Origin of the sequence: Nocardia sp. NPDC058244 (assembly GCF_042882065.1) — a bacterium.
Classification (GTDB): Bacteria; Actinomycetota; Actinomycetes; order Mycobacteriales; family Mycobacteriaceae; genus Nocardia.
On the sequence record NZ_JBHVWX010000001.1, the window covers coordinates 341989 to 358732 of the forward strand.

Below are 16744 nucleotides of genomic sequence, written 5' to 3' on the forward strand. Positions count from 1 at the left end.
GCGGGGCTGGCAAACCTGGGATGTTCGACTCCCCGATCGGGCGGCGATCCTGCTGCTGCCCAGCGCATTTCACCTGATGATCCGTTGGCTCGAAGTGGTGTGGAGGAAGCATTGTGAAGAAGACGATGGCTATCGCGATGACGACGGCGGCCTGGTCGCTGATGGTGGTGCCCGGCCTGGCCGGCGCCGACACCGGCAGCGGCTCGACCGGCAGTGGTGTGATCGACACCGGCAGTGGCATTCTCGGCGACCTACTCGACACCGGCAGCGGCATCCTCGGTGGCAGCTCGGGTGGTTCGTCGGAAAGCGTGCAGCCCTGCAATCGCTCGACCAAGTCCGGCGGGGCGGGCGTCACCACCACCACGCACCAGCTCGGCGTGGCGGGACCGACCTCCTTCGTGCTGTCCTACGAAACCCTCAACATCCCCGACCGGATCCAGGTCTTCTACGAAGGTGGTCAGGTGCTCGACACCGGTTACGTCGGCGACAACCTGAACCAGGGCACTGGCTCCGCCGTCGTCTCCCTCCCCGGCGGCACCTCGACCACGGTGACCGTCCGGGTCAGCGGCCCCGACGACACGCAGTGGGAGTACACGGTCAACTGCCCGTCGTAGTGGCAGGCGACATCGGGCAGTCCGGAACTCTCCGGGCCGCCCGATCTGTATTCAGTGGGTAGAGAGCCGGATTCGTGCTCCACTGCCCTGATTCGTCACTGTGACATGGGGACGGGTGAGGCACGCGCGGCTGTGGTTTCGCACAGCATTCCCCTGGACGAAATCTGGCTACATCCCAGACATCACGCAGAAAACTGGTGGCATGGCGGCACGTTCCCTGTCGGTGTGGAATCGGTCGCTCGATCTCGATGTCCAATGATGGCGGCACCCAATCGTATTGAGATCACCAACCGTTACCGGTTCGAGAAGTGATATCTATCATGGTGTAAACCGAGTGATAGCGGGGAAACCAGATGAGTTCACCGCTGGTACGCCAGGCCGTCATGGCCTCGCCTTGTTGTTTCCTCGCGAGTAGCCCCCGGTTCGATCGATTGATCAGTGCTTACGTGACATTCGAGGTCGATCACTCCGTCCGCGAGGCCTGCGCGCCGATGAATTGATCTGAGGGATCGCATGGTGCCGATCCGCAGAATGACTGGCGCTGGCAATCCTTCAGCATCCGACAGGCGAATGTCCCGAAAACTCGGGGCTGTGGTGCCGACTGACACACGTGTTAGAAACTTCCAGTCGGCAGGGAGGTCGACAATCACCATTCATCACAAGGGGTTTCACTTCATGAAGAAGATCCGCACGCTCGGTTTCGGTCTCGTCCTCGCGGCCGGAATGGCCATGTTCGGCACCGGTATCGCCACCGCCGCCGACGAGCCCAGCACCGGTTCCGCAGAAAGCCTCGCCGCCGTGCTCGAGGCGCTGACCACCGGTTCCGGCGGCGCCACGGACCCGACCGACCCCACCGACCCGGGCACCGAAACCACGCCCGCCGCCCGCGTCACTCCGATCGCCGAGCCCGAGACCGGCTCCGCCGAAAGCCTCGCCGCCATCCTGAAGGCCCTCACCACCGGCTCCGCCGAAACCCCCGACCCGACCGACCCGGGCACCGGCGGCGGCACCGACCCGGGCACGGGCGCCGGCGCGTAGTCGTCATCGACGAGAAGGCCACGTACCGGCGGTGCGTGGCCTTCGATTCTCGCTCGGTCGATGCGGTACGCCCTCTGCTTCGGTCCGTTTGTGCGCACGGGTGACAGGCCCTACTGTGCGGTCGGGCGCACCCGTGTTCGGTCGGTGTGCGCCGGATGATTGTTTCGATGGGGGGAGTGCCATGTCGGCACCACAGTCGCTCACCGTGGAACAGGACGCGGTGCGCTCCTCGACCACCGGAGAATTACCCGCCGGGCATGGTCGGTTCGGTTCCCTGTGGGTTTTCCTCACCGCCTGGCTCGCGTATGCCACGGCACTGTTGGTGAGCAGCCGGGACCTGTTCACCCGGGTGGTGTTCGAGGAGGGTGACGCGGCGACCGTCTCGATCCAGGTGTTCGCCGCGAAGGATTTCGAGCTGCTGGTCGGGAACTATTCCAGGGTCGGATTCCATCATCCCGGGCCCGCGTTCATCTATGTGCAGGCGTTCGGGGAGTGGCTTTTCTACGACGTGCTGCGGTGGGTGCCGTCACCGTGGAACGGGCAGGCGGTCGCCATTCTGCTGCTCAATGCCGCGCTGGTAGCGCTGGCATTGTGGATTGTCTACGCCTGGTATCCGTCGTGGATGCTGGTCGCGGGGCTCGGTGGGGCGAGCTTGTTGTTCCTCACCGTGTATCGCGAGCTGCTCAGCGGTCTCTGGTTTCCCTATGTGTATTTCGCGCCGTTCCTGGTGTTTCTGGTGGCCGTGTCCTCGGTGGTGGCCCGGCGGACCGAACACCTGTGGATCGTCGCGCTCGCGGGCGGCTTGCTGATCCACGGGCACGCGGAGTTCCTGTTCTTCGTGCCATTGCTCGGTGGGGTGCCGCTGTACCTCGCGTGGCGCGGGAAACTGGCGGTCGCCGAGCGGGATTGGTGGCGGTTCGGTGGGGTCGCGGCGGTATTCGCGGCGCCGATCCTGCTCAATACGATCGTGAATTTCCCCGGGGAATTCCCGAAGTACGTCGGGTACGGGGGTGGGCACGGGATCCATCTGCCGTGGACCGCGTTGGCCTACACCGTGCAGTTCTGGGGGCCGAGCCGCATCGTCGGCCTGATCGTCTTCATCGTGCTGTTCGCGCTCGTCGCGCGGCTGGCGCGGGGTGAGAAGTTCCTGGCCAGTGGTGTGGCATTCTGCGCGGCGGCCGCGGCGCTGATGACGGTCTACGCGATGATCGGCATCGATCAGATCGAGGAGGCGTACATCGGGTACTTCTCGTACGCGATCCCGTTGTTCATGATCATGCTCGCCCTGATCGGCCTCACCCAGCGGATCGGGTGGCTGAAATACGCCGTCGCCGGCTTGCTCGTCGTCGGGCTCGTGGTGAGTGGACTGACGAACTCGCTGGCGAATCGACGACACGAAATGATCGGCGTTCCGGCCGCTCTGGACGCGATGGCGGCGGCCGCGGGCGGCAGGCCGATCGTTCTGGAGCGCCGACCGCACGAGGCGTGGGCCGAGGTCGTTCCGCTCGTCTTGGCCGGGGCTCGCGAGGGCGTGCGGGTCTGCGCCGACGATGCCCCGATGATGGAACTGTTGGTCACCGCCGCGTTCGTCTGCACTCCCGACGAATTGGCGACCGGTGCTCGTGTCGTGGTGACGAGAAAGAATGTCGACGCGCCCGCCGGGCTGCTCGTCGGCGAGATCGGCCAGGCGGTCGGTAGTCAGCAGAGCTGGGTGATCGCGGTGGGGTGACGTCGGTGTGTGATCCGATTCGATTGTCCAGTGGTGGGGAGTTATGAAATCTGTCGAGGGGGACGCTGATTCGGCCGACACGGTCGAGCAGCGCGGACGTACCCGTGGTGGTCGGTTCGAGTTTCTGGACGCGCTGCGCGGGATCGCGGCGCTGGCGGTGGTGATCGAGCATTTCACGGACCCGCTGTGGTCGTCGTACGGTCGAATCATCGGCCAGTACTTCAATTTCGGTGTTCTCGGTGTCTTCGCTTTCTTCCTCGTCAGCGGTTACATCATTCCGGCGTCGCTGGAGCGGGGAAGGTCGCTCGGGGCGTTCTGGGTGGGTCGGTTCTTCCGGCTGTTCCCGCTGTTCTGGGTGTTCCTGATCGCGGCGGTGGTGCTGCACTATGTGGGCATGTACGGCGGGCCGCCGGGCTTCATGGTCGACCCGGTGTGGAATCTCGCGACGAATGCCACGATGGCGCATTTGTTTCTCGCCGGGCACTATTCGGAGATTCTCATCGTCGCGTGGACGCTCTCGTACGAGCTGGCCTTCTACGCGTTCGTGTCGCTGTTGTTCCTCGGCGGGCTCAACCGGCGATCGGTGCCGGTGGCCTGCCTGGCGATCGGTGCGATTCCGTTGGCGGCCTTGTTCCTGCCGACCGCGTTGGTCGGCGGGCCCGAGGCGAACCTCGCCACTCGACTGATGGTCGCGGCGGTGACGGTGGCTATCGCGGTCTTCTTCGGGTACCGGGCGGCCGCTCGGGGTAATTCGGCGGGCGTGGCGGTGTTGATCGCGGTGCTCGCTGTCCCGCTGGTGCTCAATCAGCCTGGGGCGTCCGGGTATTCCGCGGCGATCTTCGCGACGATGTTCGTCGGCACGGTGCTCTATCGGATGACAGCCGGCGAGATCTCCGCCTGGGTCGGCTGGGGAGTGTTCGGGATCGCCGCGGGTCTGTTGCTCGCGCCGCGATTCGTTCAGCAGACCGTCTCGGATTCCGCCGGTGCCGCGGAATGGGGTGGGCTGGCAGGTCCGGCCTTCACGATCGTGGTCGCCTATCTGCTGTTCGCGGTGATGCTGCTGCTGCGCCGGTATTCCTTCCCCCGGCCGCTGCTGTTCCTCGGACGGATCAGTTTCTCGCTGTATCTGGTGCACGGCCTGGTGAACAATGCCGTGCCCAAGTGGCCGGAGTCGATCTTCGGCGGCAATGCGGCCTGGCTCACCTGGAGCACGTGGATGGTCGTCGCGATCGGCCTGGCCACGCTGACCTACCACAAGATCGAGCAACCCTTCCTGCGTCTCGGTCATCGGGTGATGGCCAGGAGGGACGCGCGAACCCGGCCGACCCCGGCGCCGATCGCCTGAACCGGCGAACGACTCCCGCCATGGTCCGTGCGGGAGTCGTTCGTTCAAGGCTGGTCAGCGCAGCGCGGCGCCGGTCGGCACCACCACGGCGTAGAGGTCGGCGAGGGTGGCGAGGGCGCTGTCGTGGAGCTGGTCCGCGGTGACGTCGGCGAGGGGGCGGGTGGCGCAGGCGTCGGCGACCACGGTCGGCTTGTTGCCGCGCAGGAAGGCGCCCTCGGTGGTGAAGGTGACGCACATGTGGGTCATGAAACCGGCGATGACGACGGTGTCGTGGCCCGCCGCGTCGACGAGGTCGCCCAGGTCGGTGCCGACGAAGGCGTTGGGGACGGTCTTGACGACGACCTGCTCGTCTTCGGTGGGGGCGACCGCGTCGTGGATGCGACCGATCTCGGCGGTGATGTCGTAGGGGGTGCCCGCGCCGCCGTCGTTGATGACGTGGATGACCGTCGCGCCGGATTCGCGTGCCTTGGTGAGCAATTCGGCGGCGGCGTCGAGGGCGGGCTTCCACTCGGTCAGCTCCATGACGCCCTGGGTGTAGGTGTTCTGGTAGTCGATCAGGATCAGGGTGGAGTCGGCCAGGGCGGCCGGGGTCTCGTCGAAACCGTTGAGCTGGCGGAGGGTGGTCGAAGCCATCGGAAAGCCTTCCTATCGGGGATGCGTTCCACGCTAGGGAGCGGCGGGAATGTCGGCAATGTCATGTAACCTGCAGATTCGGACATGGAGGTGTGGGGTGGCTGATCGGCTCGTGGTGATCGTGCTGTTCGATCGCGTCGACCTGCTCGATGTCACCGGGCCGCCGGAGGTGTTCTCGCTGTTGCAGCGGGAGATGGACGAGCCGACCGGGTATCAGGTGGTGCTGGCCGCCGAGACGATGGCGCCGGTGACCACGTCGGCGGGGGTGCGGGTGCTGCCCGACGTGACCTTCGCCGAGGTCGCGGCGCGGCGGATCGACACGGTGGTCGTGCCGGGCGCGGTGGAGACCGACAGCAGCCGCCGGGTGCGGGCACTGGTGGATCCCGGGGTCGTCTACGCGGTGACGGTGCTGGCGAAGGACGCGCGGCGGGTCGCCTCGGTGTGTGTCGGGGCGCATATTCTCGCGGCCGCCGGGCTGCTCGACGGCAGGCGCGCGACCACCCACTGGTCGACCGCGCAGCAACTCGCGGCCGAGCATCCCGCGATCGAGGTGGACGCCGATCCGATCTACATCCGCGACGAGAACATCTGGACCGGAGCGGGACTCACCGCCTGCCTCGATCTGACGCTGGCGCTGGTGGCCGATGATTTCGGCGACGAGCTGGCGTTGCGGGTGGCGCGGCAATTGGTGATGTATCTGAAACGGCCCAGTGGGCAGAGCCAATTCAGTGTGTCGCTGGAGCCGGTGTCGACCACGCGCCGCATCGACGATCTCCGGCACTACATCTCCGGCAATATCGGTACCCAGCTCACCGTCACCGACCTGGCCGACCAGGCGCATGTGAGTGAGCGGCAGCTCACCCGGATCTTCCGCACCGAACTCGGCATGACGCCCGCCGCCTATCTCGAATCGGCGCGGGTGGAGGTGGCGCGGCACCGGCTGGAGACGACCGACGACACCCTCGCACGGGTCGCCACCACCTGCGGTTTCAATACCGTCGACACCCTGACCCGGGCCTTCCGGCGCCGCCTCGACACGACCCCGACCGAATACCGGAACAGGTTCCGCCTCGGCTGACCGCTATCGCACAGCGTGACGGCTCACCCTGTGACGACGAGTTCTCCTCACGTTCATTTGAATTATGTTTCGCGTAATTCTGTCGTGATAGGAACTCAGTATTCGTCTAGAAGGAGAAAAAATGTTCGACAGCCTGGTCCAGATCCTGCCCATCCTGCTCGCGTTCGCCAGCGGTTCGGCAGCCTGAACTACCTGGGATTTCACGGCGCCCGTCGGATGCGACGGGCGCCGTTTTCCGTCATCTACCTGGCGGGGATCAGGCGGTAGAGCCACCACGGGCGGGACGGGAAGGCCGGGTCGTAGATCCGCAGCAGCAGGCGGCGCTCGATGCCGGTGCTGCGTTCCCGGATGCGCAGGTGACGGCGGGCGATGTCCTGGGGGCGGACGTCGCTGGTCCAGATCGGGTCCCAATCGGGGGACTGGCCGCAGGATTCGGTGATCGCGGTGACCCGCTGGGTCGGCGCCAGCGGGGCGAGCATGCGGAACGCGTGCACCAGCAGCTGCGCCTCGGTGGTCCAGTCGATGAACACCTTCTTGGCCGTCGGGTCGAGGAACATCCATTCGAGCGCGTTCACTCCGGCGCCGAGCCCGGGGAACAGGCGCTGGTATTCGGCGTTCGCGGCGAGCACGTCCATGGTGGGGAAGCGCTGGAAGCACGCCGGATGCGTGAGGCTGGCCAGATCCGTCAGGTCCTCCGCCGTCGGCGCGGCGGGTGGGGTGCCGGAATCCAGGGCGGGCAGGCCGAGCACGAGGATGTGCTTGCGATACCACAGCGGCACATCGAGGGAATCGAAAAGGCGCTGGAGCATAGGGGAATTCGGGACCAGCGCGCCCGACTCGATCTGGCTGATCAGCAGCGGCGCCATCTGCGCCCGCGCGGCCAGCTCGGTTCGCGCGAGGCCCGCCGCCATCCGGCGTTCCCGCAAATACACACTGAGCGCGGTACTTTCACCCATCACGACCCCCGAGCCTCACCCCGACCGACGGCAATTCCCAGGGTACGCCGGGTTCGGAGGGAGAGATCAGGAAAACAGGTCACGAGTGATGCCGCGCGAACCCCTCGTCCGCGCGGCACCGTCGTGAGCTCGGCTACGCGTCGACGGCGTGCGCGGCGACCCAGACCCGGGCCGGGTCGTAGGTGTCGCGGATGTGCTGGAGCCGTTGCCATTCGGTGGTGCCGAAGGCGGTGGCCGGGTCGATCGGGCGGTCGGCGAAGTTCAGGAACGACGTCGCCGCCGCCCAGGGCCGCAGCGCCGCGACGACGCCGGTGGTGGCGGTCTCGCCGAGCGCGGCGAGTTCCGGGGTCGGTGCGGGCGACACCGCGAACAGGGCGTACGCGCCGGCCAGGTGGGTCAGCGCGGCGTCCTGGGGGCGGGCGAGCGCGCCGCCGAGGTGACGGAGTTCGGCGAACATCAGCGGGGTCTGCACGCCGGGGCCCGCCACGGTGAGCAGGGCCTCGACGGCTGCCGGCGGGAGGTCGGTGAGCAGCGCGTGATCGCTCACCGCGGGGGTCGGACCGGGCGGGTCCATGTGCACGTCGAGCAGGGCGGCGGCCGGGATGCGGGCGAAGGTGTCGAGTTCGGGGGCCAGCGCGCGCAGCGGGGCGAGCAGCTCGGCGGCGCGGTCGTCGGCTTCGAGCACGGCGCCGTCGATCACCACCAGAGCGCGTCCGGACAGGAACGGCGGCAGCTCGGGCAGCGGGGGAAACCGCATGAGCCGCACCGCGGTGGTGACCGACTCGGGGACCGCGGCGGTCCAGTCCCGCCACGCGGACAGCACCTCGGGCGCGCGTTCGATATCCCACAGCAGCATGCCCGCGAAGACGTCGGCGAGCGGGAGCAGCTCGAGTTCGATCGCCACCACGACGCCGAAACCGCCGCCGCCACCGCGCACCGCCCAGAACAGGTCGGGGTGCTCCTCGGCGGTCGCCCGCACCAGCGATCCGTCGGCGGTGACGATCTCGATCGCGCGCACAGCCGAGCTGGCCAGACCGTGTTCGCGGCCGTAGAACGACAGGCCGCCGCCGAGCAGGTACCCGGCCACCGCGACATCACCGGCGCTGCCGTGCAGGGCGGTGAGTCCGTGCGGTGCCGTCGCCGCGAGCACATCGCGCCAGAGCGTGCCGCCGGTGACCCGCGCACGACGGGCGAGGGGATCGACGGTGACGCCGGTCAGCGCGTGCAGCCGGAGCAGCAGCACGTCCTGGAGATCGGCGAGGGCGGCGGCGGCGTGTCCGGTGCTCTGCGGCGCGATCCGCAGACCGAGCGCGGTGGCGGCCCGGACGATCTCGACGACCTCGTCGACCGTGCGCGGCACCGCCACGGCGGCGGGGCGCTGCCGGACGGCGAGGTTCCACGGCGTGCAGGCCGCGTCGTAGCCGGGGTCGCCGGGCAGGAGCGCGAGGTCGCGCAGGGCGGTCGTGGTCGGGTTCATGGTCGGTCCTTCGGATCGGAGGGAGTGGGGATCACGAGCGCGCTGAGCTCGACGAGCGTGCCGGGTAGCGCGAGGTGCGCGACATCGACGAGGTCGACGGGCACCGGGGCGCCGTCGAGCCATTCCATGACGAGGTCGGCGAGATCGGCGGCGTCGGCGGGAGCGCGGGCGCTGACCCGCAGACGCACGATCGATGACGCACCGAGCCCGTGCGCGGCCAGCGCCGCCTCGAGCCGCTCGAACGCCAGGCACAGCTGTGCGGCGGCGTCCTCGGCGTGCACGAGGCGGCCCGACTCGTCGACCGAGTTCGTCTCGATGGTGATGGTCACGTGCTCCAGATTCGCGCGTTCGCCCTGGTCGGGGCCATCCCAGCCGTCTGGGGAAGCGGATATCCCAGCCATCTGGGATATGGCGGCCTATGGTCCGCGGCGCATACTGGGGACCATGCGCAGCCGGCTTCTCCCCGAGCGCGTGCGGAGCGATCTGGATGTGCTCTCACGTGCCGGTCTCGATCTCGACGAATTCCTCGTCGAGGCGACCGACGCGGTGCGCCGGGCGGTACCGGCGGTGGCCGCGTGCGTCGGCACCCACGATCCCGCGACGATGATGCTCACCAGCGCGCGCAAGTACGGGTCGCTGGTGTCGGCGAACGAGCACGACCGGCTCTTCGGCCTCATCGAGTACGGCACCGAGGACGCGACGTCGTTCCGCTCGCTCGCGGTCTCCGACCGGCGCGCGATCGGCATGCAGGCGGTCCTCGGCGACGACATCGACCGCTGCGAGCGGATGTCGCGGCTGATGCGCCCGCTCTACGGCTTCGCCGACGAAGCGCGACTGGTGTTCCGGGACGCTTCGGGCGCGTGGGGGTGCCTGGCGCTGTTCCGCGGCACCGACGACCCGGCCTTCGTCGACGACGAGGTCGACTACCTCGCCTCGCTGTCCGGCGCGTTCGCCCGCGGGGTGCGCGCGGGCGTGCTGACGCGGCTCGCCGACGCCCCGGAGCTGGGCGCCGAGACCGCGGGTCCGGCCGTCGTCATCGTCGACGCGAACGACGAGGTGTCCCAGATCAGCCTCGGCGCCGAGGAACGCTTCGCGCAGTTACGGTCGTCGGTGCACAGCGGTGACCCGCTGAGTCTGGTGATCTCGCTGGTCAGCGCGGCGCGGCGGATGCTGGGGACACCCGGCGTCGCGATGCCGAGGGCGCGGGTGCGGACCCCGTCCGGGGTGTGGCTGGTGCTGCACGCGTCACCGCTGGCCGGGCGCGACGGCGCCGTCGGCGATGTCGTCGTCACCATCGAGGAGGCGCGGCCGCCGGAGATCGTCACCCTGGTCGTCGCCGCCTTCGGCCTGACCCCGCGCGAGCACGACGTCACCCGTTTCGTCCTCCAGGGCGTGGAGACCAAGGAGATCGCCGCGGCCCTGCACGTCTCGGCCTACACCGTCCAGGACCACCTCAAGTCGATCTTCGAGAAGGCGGGCGTCCGCAGCCGCCGCGAACTCATCGCCCGCGTCTACTTCGACCAGTACGTCCCCCGCATGGGCGCCGAGGTCGGCCCCTCCGGCTGGTTCGCCGGCTAGACGGAAGACAGAAAAACGGTCCGGAGTCAGAAGACTCCGGACCGTTCAACTGGTCTCGCGAGAACATGGGTAACTCACCGGGAACCGGCTAACTCCCCACGCCACTTCCCGCCGGCCGCGTACCAGGCCGAAGACTCACCTGAGTCTGGCCAGAATTCGCGGGGAGGCGGATCAGAAGGCGGCCTCGTCCAGTTCCATGATGTCGTTGTCCAGGTTGGCCAGGATCGCGCGGGTCGCGGTCAGCTCCGGCAGGACGTTGCGGGCGAAGAACTGCGCCGAGGCGACCTTGCCGGTGTAGAAGGCGACGTCGGAGCCGGTGGCGCCGTTGTCCAGGGCCGCCAGCGCGATCTCGGCCTGCTGCAGCAGCTGCCAGCCGATGAACAGGTCGCCGACCGCCATCAGGAAGCGGACCGAACCCAGGCCGACCTTGTACAGCTCGGTCGGCTGCTCCTGGGCGCCCATCAGGTGGCCGGTCAGGGTGGCGGCCATGGTCTGGACGTCCTCGAGCGCGGTGGCGAGCAGCTTGCGCTCACCCTTGATGCGCTCGTTGGCGCCCTCGGCGTCGATGAACTTCTGGATCTGGCCCGCCACGTGGGCCAGGGCCACACCGCGGTCGCGGGCGATCTTGCGGAAGAAGAAGTCCTGCGCCTGGATGGCGGTGGTGCCCTCGTAGAGGGAGTCGATCTTCGCGTCGCGGATGTACTGCTCGATCGGGTAGTCCTGCAGGAAGCCGGAGCCACCGAAGGTCTGCAGCGAGTCGGTCAGGTACTGGTAGGCGCGCTCGGAGCCGACACCCTTGACGATCGGGAGCAGCAGGTCGTTCACGCGGAACGCGACGTCCTTGTCCGCACCGGACACCGCCTCGGCGATTTCCGGGTTCTGGTGCGCGGCGGTGTAGAGGTAGATCGCGCGCAGGCCCTCGGCGTACGCCTTCTGGGTGGCCAGCGAACGACGCACGTCCGGGTGGTGGGTGATGGTCACGCGGGGCGCGGCCTTGTCGGTCATCTGGGTCAGGTCGGCACCCTGGACGCGGGTCTTGGCGTACTCCAGCGCGTTGAGGTAGCCGGTCGACAGGGTCGCGATGGCCTTGGTGCCGACCATCATGCGGGCGTTCTCGATGACGTCGAACATCTGCGCGATGCCGTTGTGCACCTCGCCGACCAGCCAGCCCTTGGCGGGCACGCCGTGGCCGCCGAAGGTGACCTCACAGGTGGCCGAGGCCTTGATGCCCATCTTGTGCTCGACGTTGGTGACGAACACGCCGTTGCGGTCACCGTAGGTCTCGGTCTCGAAGTCGAAGTGGACCTTCGGGACGTAGAACAGCGACAGGCCCTTGGTGCCCGGGCCCGCGCCCTCGGGGCGAGCCAGCACCAGGTGCATGATGTTCTCGAACAGGTCGTCGGAGTCACCCGAGGTGATGAAGCGCTTGACGCCCTCGATGTGCCACGAGCCGTCTTCCTGCTTGACCGCCTTGGTGCGGCCTGCGCCGACGTCGGAGCCCGCGTCGGGCTCGGTCAGCACCATGGTGGCACCCCAGTTGCGCTCGGCGATCTTGGCCGCCCAGCCCTTCTGCTCCTCGGTGCCGTTGTTGAAGAACACCTGGGCGAAGCCGGCGCCCGCGGCGTACATCTGGATCGGCGGGTTGGCGCCGAGCACCATCTCGGACAGCGCCCAGGTGATGGCGGAGGGAGCGTTCAGGCCGCCGAGCTCCTCGACGACGCCGACCTTGGCCCACTCGCCGTCCTCGAGCGCCTTGTAGGACTTCTTGAAGGACTCGGGCAGGGTGACCGTGTGGGTGTTCGGGTCGAAGGTGGGCGGGTTGCGGTCCGCGTCGGCGAACGACTCGGCCAGCGGGCCCTCGGCCAGGCGACGGACCTCGGAGAGCATCTCCTTGACGGTGTCGGTGTCCAGGTCACCGAAGGTGCCCGCGTCGAGCAGCTTGTCGATGCCGAGGACCTCGAAGAGGTTGAACTCGAGGTCGCGAACGTTTGCCTTGTAGTGGCCCATGTGAGTACTCACTCTCCGTTGAGTTCTGGTGCGGTCGGTTGTCTGCCGTTCCCGCCCTGTGACGTCCACCGGGGTAGCCTTGCCGGTTTTCCGCATGCTACTCGCGGGTAACTTATGGACCATATTACCGGTGAGTAATCGTCTCGGCAAAGGGGCTGGGGGCAATGTGACGTGAAAAACACGCACGGGCGCCGAAACGTTGCTCGCCGCGGCGGCGGGGCTACCGTGAGGTGTGCGCATCGAGACGAGTGCCGGACCCGCCGAGATCGAGCTCGACGAGGTCGCCGACCCGGCTTTCCTGCTGGTGATCACGCACGGCGCCGGTGGCGGTGTCGATGCGAAAGACATTCTGGCAGTACGTAATTCGGCGATCGAAGCCGGTGGCGCGGTGGCCAGGGTGGTGCAGCCGTACCGGGTGGCCGGGCGCCGGGCGCCGGGGTCGGCGGACAAGCAGGATGAGGCGTGGCTCGAGATCGTGGCCGCGCTGCGGGCCAGGTTTGCCGGGGTGCCGATTGTTCAGGGGGGTCGCAGCAACGGCGCGCGCGTGGCGTGTCGCACCGCCGTGGCGGTCGGCGCGCGCGGGGTGATCGCGCTGTCGTTCCCGTTGCATCCGCCCGGGAAGCCGGACAAGAGCAGGCGGGCGGAGTTGCTCGCGCCGGGGGACATCGAGGTCGTGGTGATCAACGGCGGCAGCGACCCGTTCGGCGTGCCCGATCCGGCCGATGCCGCCGAGGTGAAAGTGATCCCCAAGCAGGCACATTCGTTCCGCACCGGGTTCGACGTGATCGCCGCGACAGTCGAACCCTGGTTCGCCCGCTGGCGCTAGGCTGGCCGCGCAAGCACGCTTCGATCGAGGCAGGGGGCACGGCATGAAGGCGCTCATCGTCTGCACGTCCAAGTCGCACGGCAACACCAGGAAGGTCGCCGACACCATCGGGTCGGTGCTCGACGCGCGGGTGGTCGACCCGTCGGAGATCACCGCGGCCGAACTCGCCGGTTACGACCTCGTCGGATTCGGGTCGGGGGTGTACTGGATGGCCCTGGACGCGCGCCTGCGCGAGTTCGTCGACGCGCTGCCCGCCGGGCAGGGGCGCGAGGCGTTCGTCTTCGCCACCAGTGGCTTGCCCGAGCCGAAATTCCGGCCCTACCTGCGTAATCTCGGTGACCAGCTGACCGAGAAGGGCTTCGAGGTGGTGGGCGGGTTCGCCTGTCGTGGACTCGACACGATGGGTCCGCTGGCGCTGGTCGGCGGGCTCAACAAGGGCCGTCCCAGCCCCGACGATCTGACCTCGGCGCGCGGCTTCGCCGAGCAGCTACGCGGTCGGTTCGCCTGATTCCGGCAGGTCCCGTTCGGCCAGGACCAGCGCGTCGATGGCGTCGGGGCCCTCGGTGGGCCGCAGCACCGCGTCGGCGATGCGGATGGTGAGGTGCTCGCCCGCGGCGCCCAGCTCGGCGCGGATGTCGTCGGGCGTGAACAGGATGGCCGGGTCCTGCGGTCCGCCGTAGCCGTCGGTCAGGTTCCTGGTGTCGTGACCGAGCACCAGCAGGACTCCGCCGGGAGAGAGCATGCCCGCGAGTTCGCGCAGCAACGCGCCGCGCTGGTCGGCGGGCAGGTGCACGAAGACCATCAGGATCAGCTCGTACGGCCCGGTGATGCCCGCGTCGGCCAGCTCGGTGATGTCGGCGCAGTGCCAGTTCACCCGCGAACGCACCGAGCGGGACAGCCGGGCCGCGACCGTGCGGCCCTTGTCGATCCCCACCTGGGAGAAGTCGACGGCGTCGATCTGCCAGCCGTGCGTGGCCAGCCACAGGGCGTGGCGGCCCTCGCCACAGGCCAGGTCCAGCGCGCGGGGCAGTGCGGGCGGGGTGCCGCCCGGTTCGTCGGGCAGCAGCTGGATCCGGCGGTCGAGGCCGTAGACGTACTCGACCACCGTGCTGTTCGGCGGTGCGCCCCAGATCAATTCGCTATGGGCATACCGAGCATCCCATTCCGCCGCCGATCCGCCTCCCCGCGATATCTGGCCAGACCTGGGTGCGTCACCGGCTGACGATGCGGCCGGCGGTTGATCGGTGGTCATGTCAGCCCGTCCCCGGTGAGTTACCCATGTGCTTGCCAGACCTATGGTGCCAGGTCTGCGGGTGTCAGAGCCGGGTACGCATCAATACGACGTTGTACTGGGTGTGGATGGTCGTCATGAAGTAGAGGTCGCGGCCCGTTTGGTACGGGAAGATCGACGGGGCGTAGGCGGTGGGGAGTTCGCGGGCGTCGATCAGGACTTCCGGCGCGCTCCACGGGCCCTCCGGCGACGACGCGCGGCGCATCACCACGGAGTTGAACGGGTCGGTGGTCAGTGAGACGAACTGGCCGAGGTACTCGTTGTACATCACCGACAGTTCGCCGACGCCGCCCATGATCGGCGCGGCCGCGTTCACGTCGTTGAGCTTCCAGCCGCCGCCGTCCCAGTACTCGTACGCGCCGAGGTTCTCGATCTGGGCCTCCGGCACCCGGGCGAGGAAGGCGTCGTTGTTGCGGCCCGAGCGGGTGCCGTACTCGTAGACGAAGCCGCCGTCCTTGAGGAAGGCGTTCATCTGGAAGTTGGTGTTGCCGCCCTCGTCGGGGCGCCGGGTGTGCCCGAGGTCGGCCCAGGTCTCGCCGTTGTCGGCGGAGGCGGCCAGGCCGGAGAAGCTGGTGGTCCACTCGCCGGGGGCGTCCCAGGTCTTCACCGACATCAGCGACATGTACTGCACGCCGTTGGCCGAGATGCCCGCGGTCGGGATGCGGCTGATCTCCAGGAACGGGATCTTCGGGCTGGGGATGAGGTCGCGCGCCTGGCCGACCACATCGCGCACCACGCTGTCGAAGAAGACGCCGCCCGCGGGGTCCTTGGTGTGGCTGCGGACCAGGATGTTCGAGCGCCACGCCCAGGTGCTGCCCGCCAGCAGGTTGGGGAAGCCGATGCCGGCGGTGTCGCCGAAGGCGGTCAGCATCTCGCCGCGGCCGTTGTCCCACATGATCCCGAGGTCGGTGCCGAGGACGTTGTAGTTCTGGGTGTTGTTCGGGCTCGCCATGCCGGTGACCTGGAAGACGGCCTGCGTGCGCCCGTGCAGGGCGGGCAGGCCGTTGGTTCCGTTGAGCACCGGGATCGGGTTGATCGCGTTGGGATTCGCGACGGCGGGTGTCGCCCCGCTCACCAGCATGGCCGTGGCTCCGGCGAACGCGGCAAGCAGGATGGAACCGGTCTTCTTCACGGTCGTCGGAGCCTCCGGGTCACGCCGAAATTCGAGCCCGCTTCAGGTTCACCTGTGTCGCGGACCACATTTCGACTATTGGGCGAATCGCAGCGATGCTAACAGCCGATCGGTGTGAGGTGTGGTACATCGGATCGTGGCTCGGCATGAACAAATGATCAGTTGCCTGTCACTAGCTACGATTCAGGGCCTTACGCAGGAGCAATGGCACCTGGGCCGCGCGTTCGGCGGCGAAGGTCGCGCGGGAATTCCGCTGCCAGGATCGGTCGAACAGGCGCTTGGCGGCGGCGACGGCGCGCGGATCGCGGGCCGTGATCCGGTCGGCGAGGGCGGCGGCCGCGGCCTGCGGGTCGTCGGCGACCTCGGTGACGAGGCCGATCCGGGCGGCCTGGGCGGCGTCGATCGGGTCGGCGGTCATGGTCAGCAGCATGGCCTGGTCTATGCCGATGAGCTGCGACAACGTGGCGACGCCCGACATGTCCGGAATCAGGCCGTGGGCGGCCTCCATCACCGAGAACTCCGCCGTCGGCGCCGCGATCCGGAAGTCGGCGGCCAGCGCGAGCTGGAGGCCGCCGCCGTAGCAGCGCCCGTGCACCACGGCGATCACCGGCACGTCGAGGCGGCGCCAGGCCCAGCAGGCTTCCTGAAAAGTATTCGTTCCGCGCCACGGTCGCGGGAGAAATTCCCGGACGATAGCCAGCGGATCGCGGGTGGCCGCCGCGATATCGAGTCCGCTACTGAAACTGGGACCGTTACCGCTGACAATGACGACCCGGGTCTCTTTGTGCTCGGCCACTTTTCGGGCCGCGGCGACAAGATCGCGGAGCATTTCCAGCGTCAGTCCGTTGTGTTTGCCCGGCCGGTTCAAGGCGATATATGCGCGATCGCTGTCGAAGCGCACGGTGATGTGGTCTCCCATGGGGCTACCTTACTCGCGAGTCAGTTATGCGTGGGCAGGACGGTGTGGCCCTCGCGGCGGCGGTGCGGCATGATCCTCCACGGCTGCGCATCGGCCGATGCGCGCCGATCGAGAGGACTCG

At 68.1% G+C, this 16744-nt stretch carries 16 protein-coding genes; 8 read left to right on the forward strand and 8 right to left on the reverse strand.

What is annotated here, in order from left to right:
- Positions 1–113 precede the first annotated feature (113 nt).
- From ACFVW6_RS01550 to ACFVW6_RS01565, 4 genes are all read left to right on the forward strand, one after another.
- Positions 114–614: a hypothetical protein gene (locus ACFVW6_RS01550; RefSeq protein ID WP_378824218.1), complete on the forward strand. Its 501-nt coding sequence runs from the start codon at positions 114–116 to the stop codon at positions 612–614.
- 675 nt (positions 615–1289) lie between these two features.
- A complete protein-coding gene (locus ACFVW6_RS01555) occupies positions 1290–1652 on the forward strand; it encodes a hypothetical protein (RefSeq protein WP_378824217.1) in 363 nt (120 codons plus the stop codon).
- Positions 1653–1833: 181 nt separating this feature from the next.
- On the forward strand, positions 1834–3381 hold the full coding sequence (locus ACFVW6_RS01560; protein WP_378824216.1) for a hypothetical protein: 1548 nt from the start codon (positions 1834–1836) through the stop codon (positions 3379–3381).
- 43 nt (positions 3382–3424) lie between these two features.
- A complete protein-coding gene (locus tag ACFVW6_RS01565) occupies positions 3425–4726 on the forward strand; it encodes an acyltransferase family protein (protein WP_378824215.1) in 1302 nt (433 codons plus the stop codon).
- 54 nt (positions 4727–4780) lie between these two features.
- Here ACFVW6_RS01565 and ACFVW6_RS01570 read toward each other — a convergent pair whose 3' ends face one another.
- On the reverse strand, positions 4781–5359 hold the full coding sequence (locus tag ACFVW6_RS01570) for a cysteine hydrolase family protein (protein WP_378824213.1): 579 nt from the start codon (positions 5357–5359) through the stop codon (positions 4781–4783).
- 97 nt (positions 5360–5456) lie between these two features.
- On the opposite strand from ACFVW6_RS01570, the gene ACFVW6_RS01575 reads away from it, so the two are divergent.
- Positions 5457–6437, forward strand: coding sequence for a GlxA family transcriptional regulator (locus ACFVW6_RS01575; protein ID WP_378824212.1), 981 nt, complete (start codon positions 5457–5459; stop codon positions 6435–6437).
- 242 nt (positions 6438–6679) lie between these two features.
- On the opposite strand, the gene ACFVW6_RS01580 is transcribed toward ACFVW6_RS01575, so the two are convergent.
- From ACFVW6_RS01580 to ACFVW6_RS01590, 3 genes are all read right to left on the reverse strand, one after another.
- Positions 6680–7393 carry a helix-turn-helix domain-containing protein gene (locus ACFVW6_RS01580; RefSeq protein ID WP_355274908.1) on the reverse strand — a complete coding sequence of 238 codons (714 nt, stop codon included), beginning with the start codon at positions 7391–7393 and terminating at the stop codon, positions 6680–6682.
- A 133-nt stretch (positions 7394–7526) separates the two neighbouring features.
- Positions 7527–8870, reverse strand: a complete 1344-nt coding sequence (locus ACFVW6_RS01585) for an FAD-binding oxidoreductase (RefSeq protein WP_378824211.1) — start codon at positions 8868–8870, stop codon at positions 7527–7529.
- Positions 8867–9199 (reverse strand): Rid family hydrolase, encoded by a 333-nt coding sequence (locus ACFVW6_RS01590; RefSeq protein ID WP_378824210.1) that lies wholly within the window; start codon positions 9197–9199, stop codon positions 8867–8869. The genes ACFVW6_RS01585 and ACFVW6_RS01590 overlap by 4 nt, the downstream gene beginning before the upstream one ends.
- A 115-nt stretch (positions 9200–9314) precedes the next feature.
- Here ACFVW6_RS01590 and ACFVW6_RS01595 point away from each other — a divergent pair, with 115 nt between their 5' ends.
- The gene (locus ACFVW6_RS01595; RefSeq protein WP_378824209.1) at positions 9315–10448 is read left to right on the forward strand and encodes a LuxR C-terminal-related transcriptional regulator; all 1134 of its coding nucleotides are present in this window, start codon (positions 9315–9317) and stop codon (positions 10446–10448) included.
- Between the two features lie 171 nt (positions 10449–10619).
- Here the strand turns inward: ACFVW6_RS01595 and ACFVW6_RS01600 are convergent, their stop codons facing one another.
- Complete coding sequence (locus ACFVW6_RS01600) at positions 10620–12455, reverse strand: acyl-CoA dehydrogenase (RefSeq protein WP_355275414.1); 1836 nt, start codon at positions 12453–12455, stop codon at positions 10620–10622.
- Positions 12456–12687: 232 nt separating this feature from the next.
- On the opposite strand from ACFVW6_RS01600, the gene ACFVW6_RS01605 reads away from it, so the two are divergent.
- Positions 12688–13281, forward strand: a complete 594-nt coding sequence (locus ACFVW6_RS01605) for an alpha/beta family hydrolase (protein ID WP_378824208.1) — start codon at positions 12688–12690, stop codon at positions 13279–13281.
- A gap of 43 nt (positions 13282–13324) precedes the next feature.
- A complete protein-coding gene (locus tag ACFVW6_RS01610) occupies positions 13325–13789 on the forward strand; it encodes a flavodoxin family protein (RefSeq protein ID WP_365008954.1) in 465 nt (154 codons plus the stop codon).
- Here ACFVW6_RS01610 and ACFVW6_RS01615 read toward each other — a convergent pair.
- The 3 genes from ACFVW6_RS01615 to ACFVW6_RS01625 all read right to left on the reverse strand — a co-directional run bounded on the left by ACFVW6_RS01615 (position 13769) and on the right by ACFVW6_RS01625 (position 16623).
- Positions 13769–14416, reverse strand: coding sequence for a class I SAM-dependent methyltransferase (locus ACFVW6_RS01615; protein ID WP_378824206.1), 648 nt, complete (start codon positions 14414–14416; stop codon positions 13769–13771). The two genes, ACFVW6_RS01610 and ACFVW6_RS01615, sit on opposite strands and share 21 nt — an antisense overlap.
- Positions 14417–14597: 181 nt before the next feature.
- Positions 14598–15704, reverse strand: coding sequence for a DUF4185 domain-containing protein (locus ACFVW6_RS01620; protein WP_355274890.1), 1107 nt, complete (start codon positions 15702–15704; stop codon positions 14598–14600).
- Positions 15705–15876: 172 nt separating this feature from the next.
- Positions 15877–16623 carry a crotonase/enoyl-CoA hydratase family protein gene (locus ACFVW6_RS01625; protein ID WP_378824205.1) on the reverse strand — a complete coding sequence of 249 codons (747 nt, stop codon included), beginning with the start codon at positions 16621–16623 and terminating at the stop codon, positions 15877–15879.
- Positions 16624–16744: the final 121 nt, after the last annotated feature.

What these genes read in the sequence shown, in the direction of transcription:
- ACFVW6_RS01595 (WP_378824209.1), top strand. Translation starts at nt 9,315, where the DNA reads ATGCGCAGCCGGCTTCTCCCCGAGCGCGTGCGGAGCGATCTGGATGTG.
- ACFVW6_RS01565 (WP_378824215.1), top strand. Translation starts at nt 3,425, where the DNA reads ATGAAATCTGTCGAGGGGGACGCTGATTCGGCCGACACGGTCGAGCAG.
- ACFVW6_RS01585 (WP_378824211.1), bottom strand. Translation starts at nt 8,870, where the DNA reads ATGAACCCGACCACGACCGCCCTGCGCGACCTCGCGCTCCTGCCCGGC.
- ACFVW6_RS01610 (WP_365008954.1), top strand. Translation starts at nt 13,325, where the DNA reads ATGAAGGCGCTCATCGTCTGCACGTCCAAGTCGCACGGCAACACCAGG.
- ACFVW6_RS01560 (WP_378824216.1), top strand. Translation starts at nt 1,834, where the DNA reads ATGTCGGCACCACAGTCGCTCACCGTGGAACAGGACGCGGTGCGCTCC.
- ACFVW6_RS01580 (WP_355274908.1), bottom strand. Translation starts at nt 7,393, where the DNA reads ATGGGTGAAAGTACCGCGCTCAGTGTGTATTTGCGGGAACGCCGGATG.
- ACFVW6_RS01625 (WP_378824205.1), bottom strand. Translation starts at nt 16,623, where the DNA reads ATGGGAGACCACATCACCGTGCGCTTCGACAGCGATCGCGCATATATC.
- ACFVW6_RS01570 (WP_378824213.1), bottom strand. Translation starts at nt 5,359, where the DNA reads ATGGCTTCGACCACCCTCCGCCAGCTCAACGGTTTCGACGAGACCCCG.
- ACFVW6_RS01600 (WP_355275414.1), bottom strand. Translation starts at nt 12,455, where the DNA reads ATGGGCCACTACAAGGCAAACGTTCGCGACCTCGAGTTCAACCTCTTC.
- ACFVW6_RS01555 (WP_378824217.1), top strand. Translation starts at nt 1,290, where the DNA reads ATGAAGAAGATCCGCACGCTCGGTTTCGGTCTCGTCCTCGCGGCCGGA.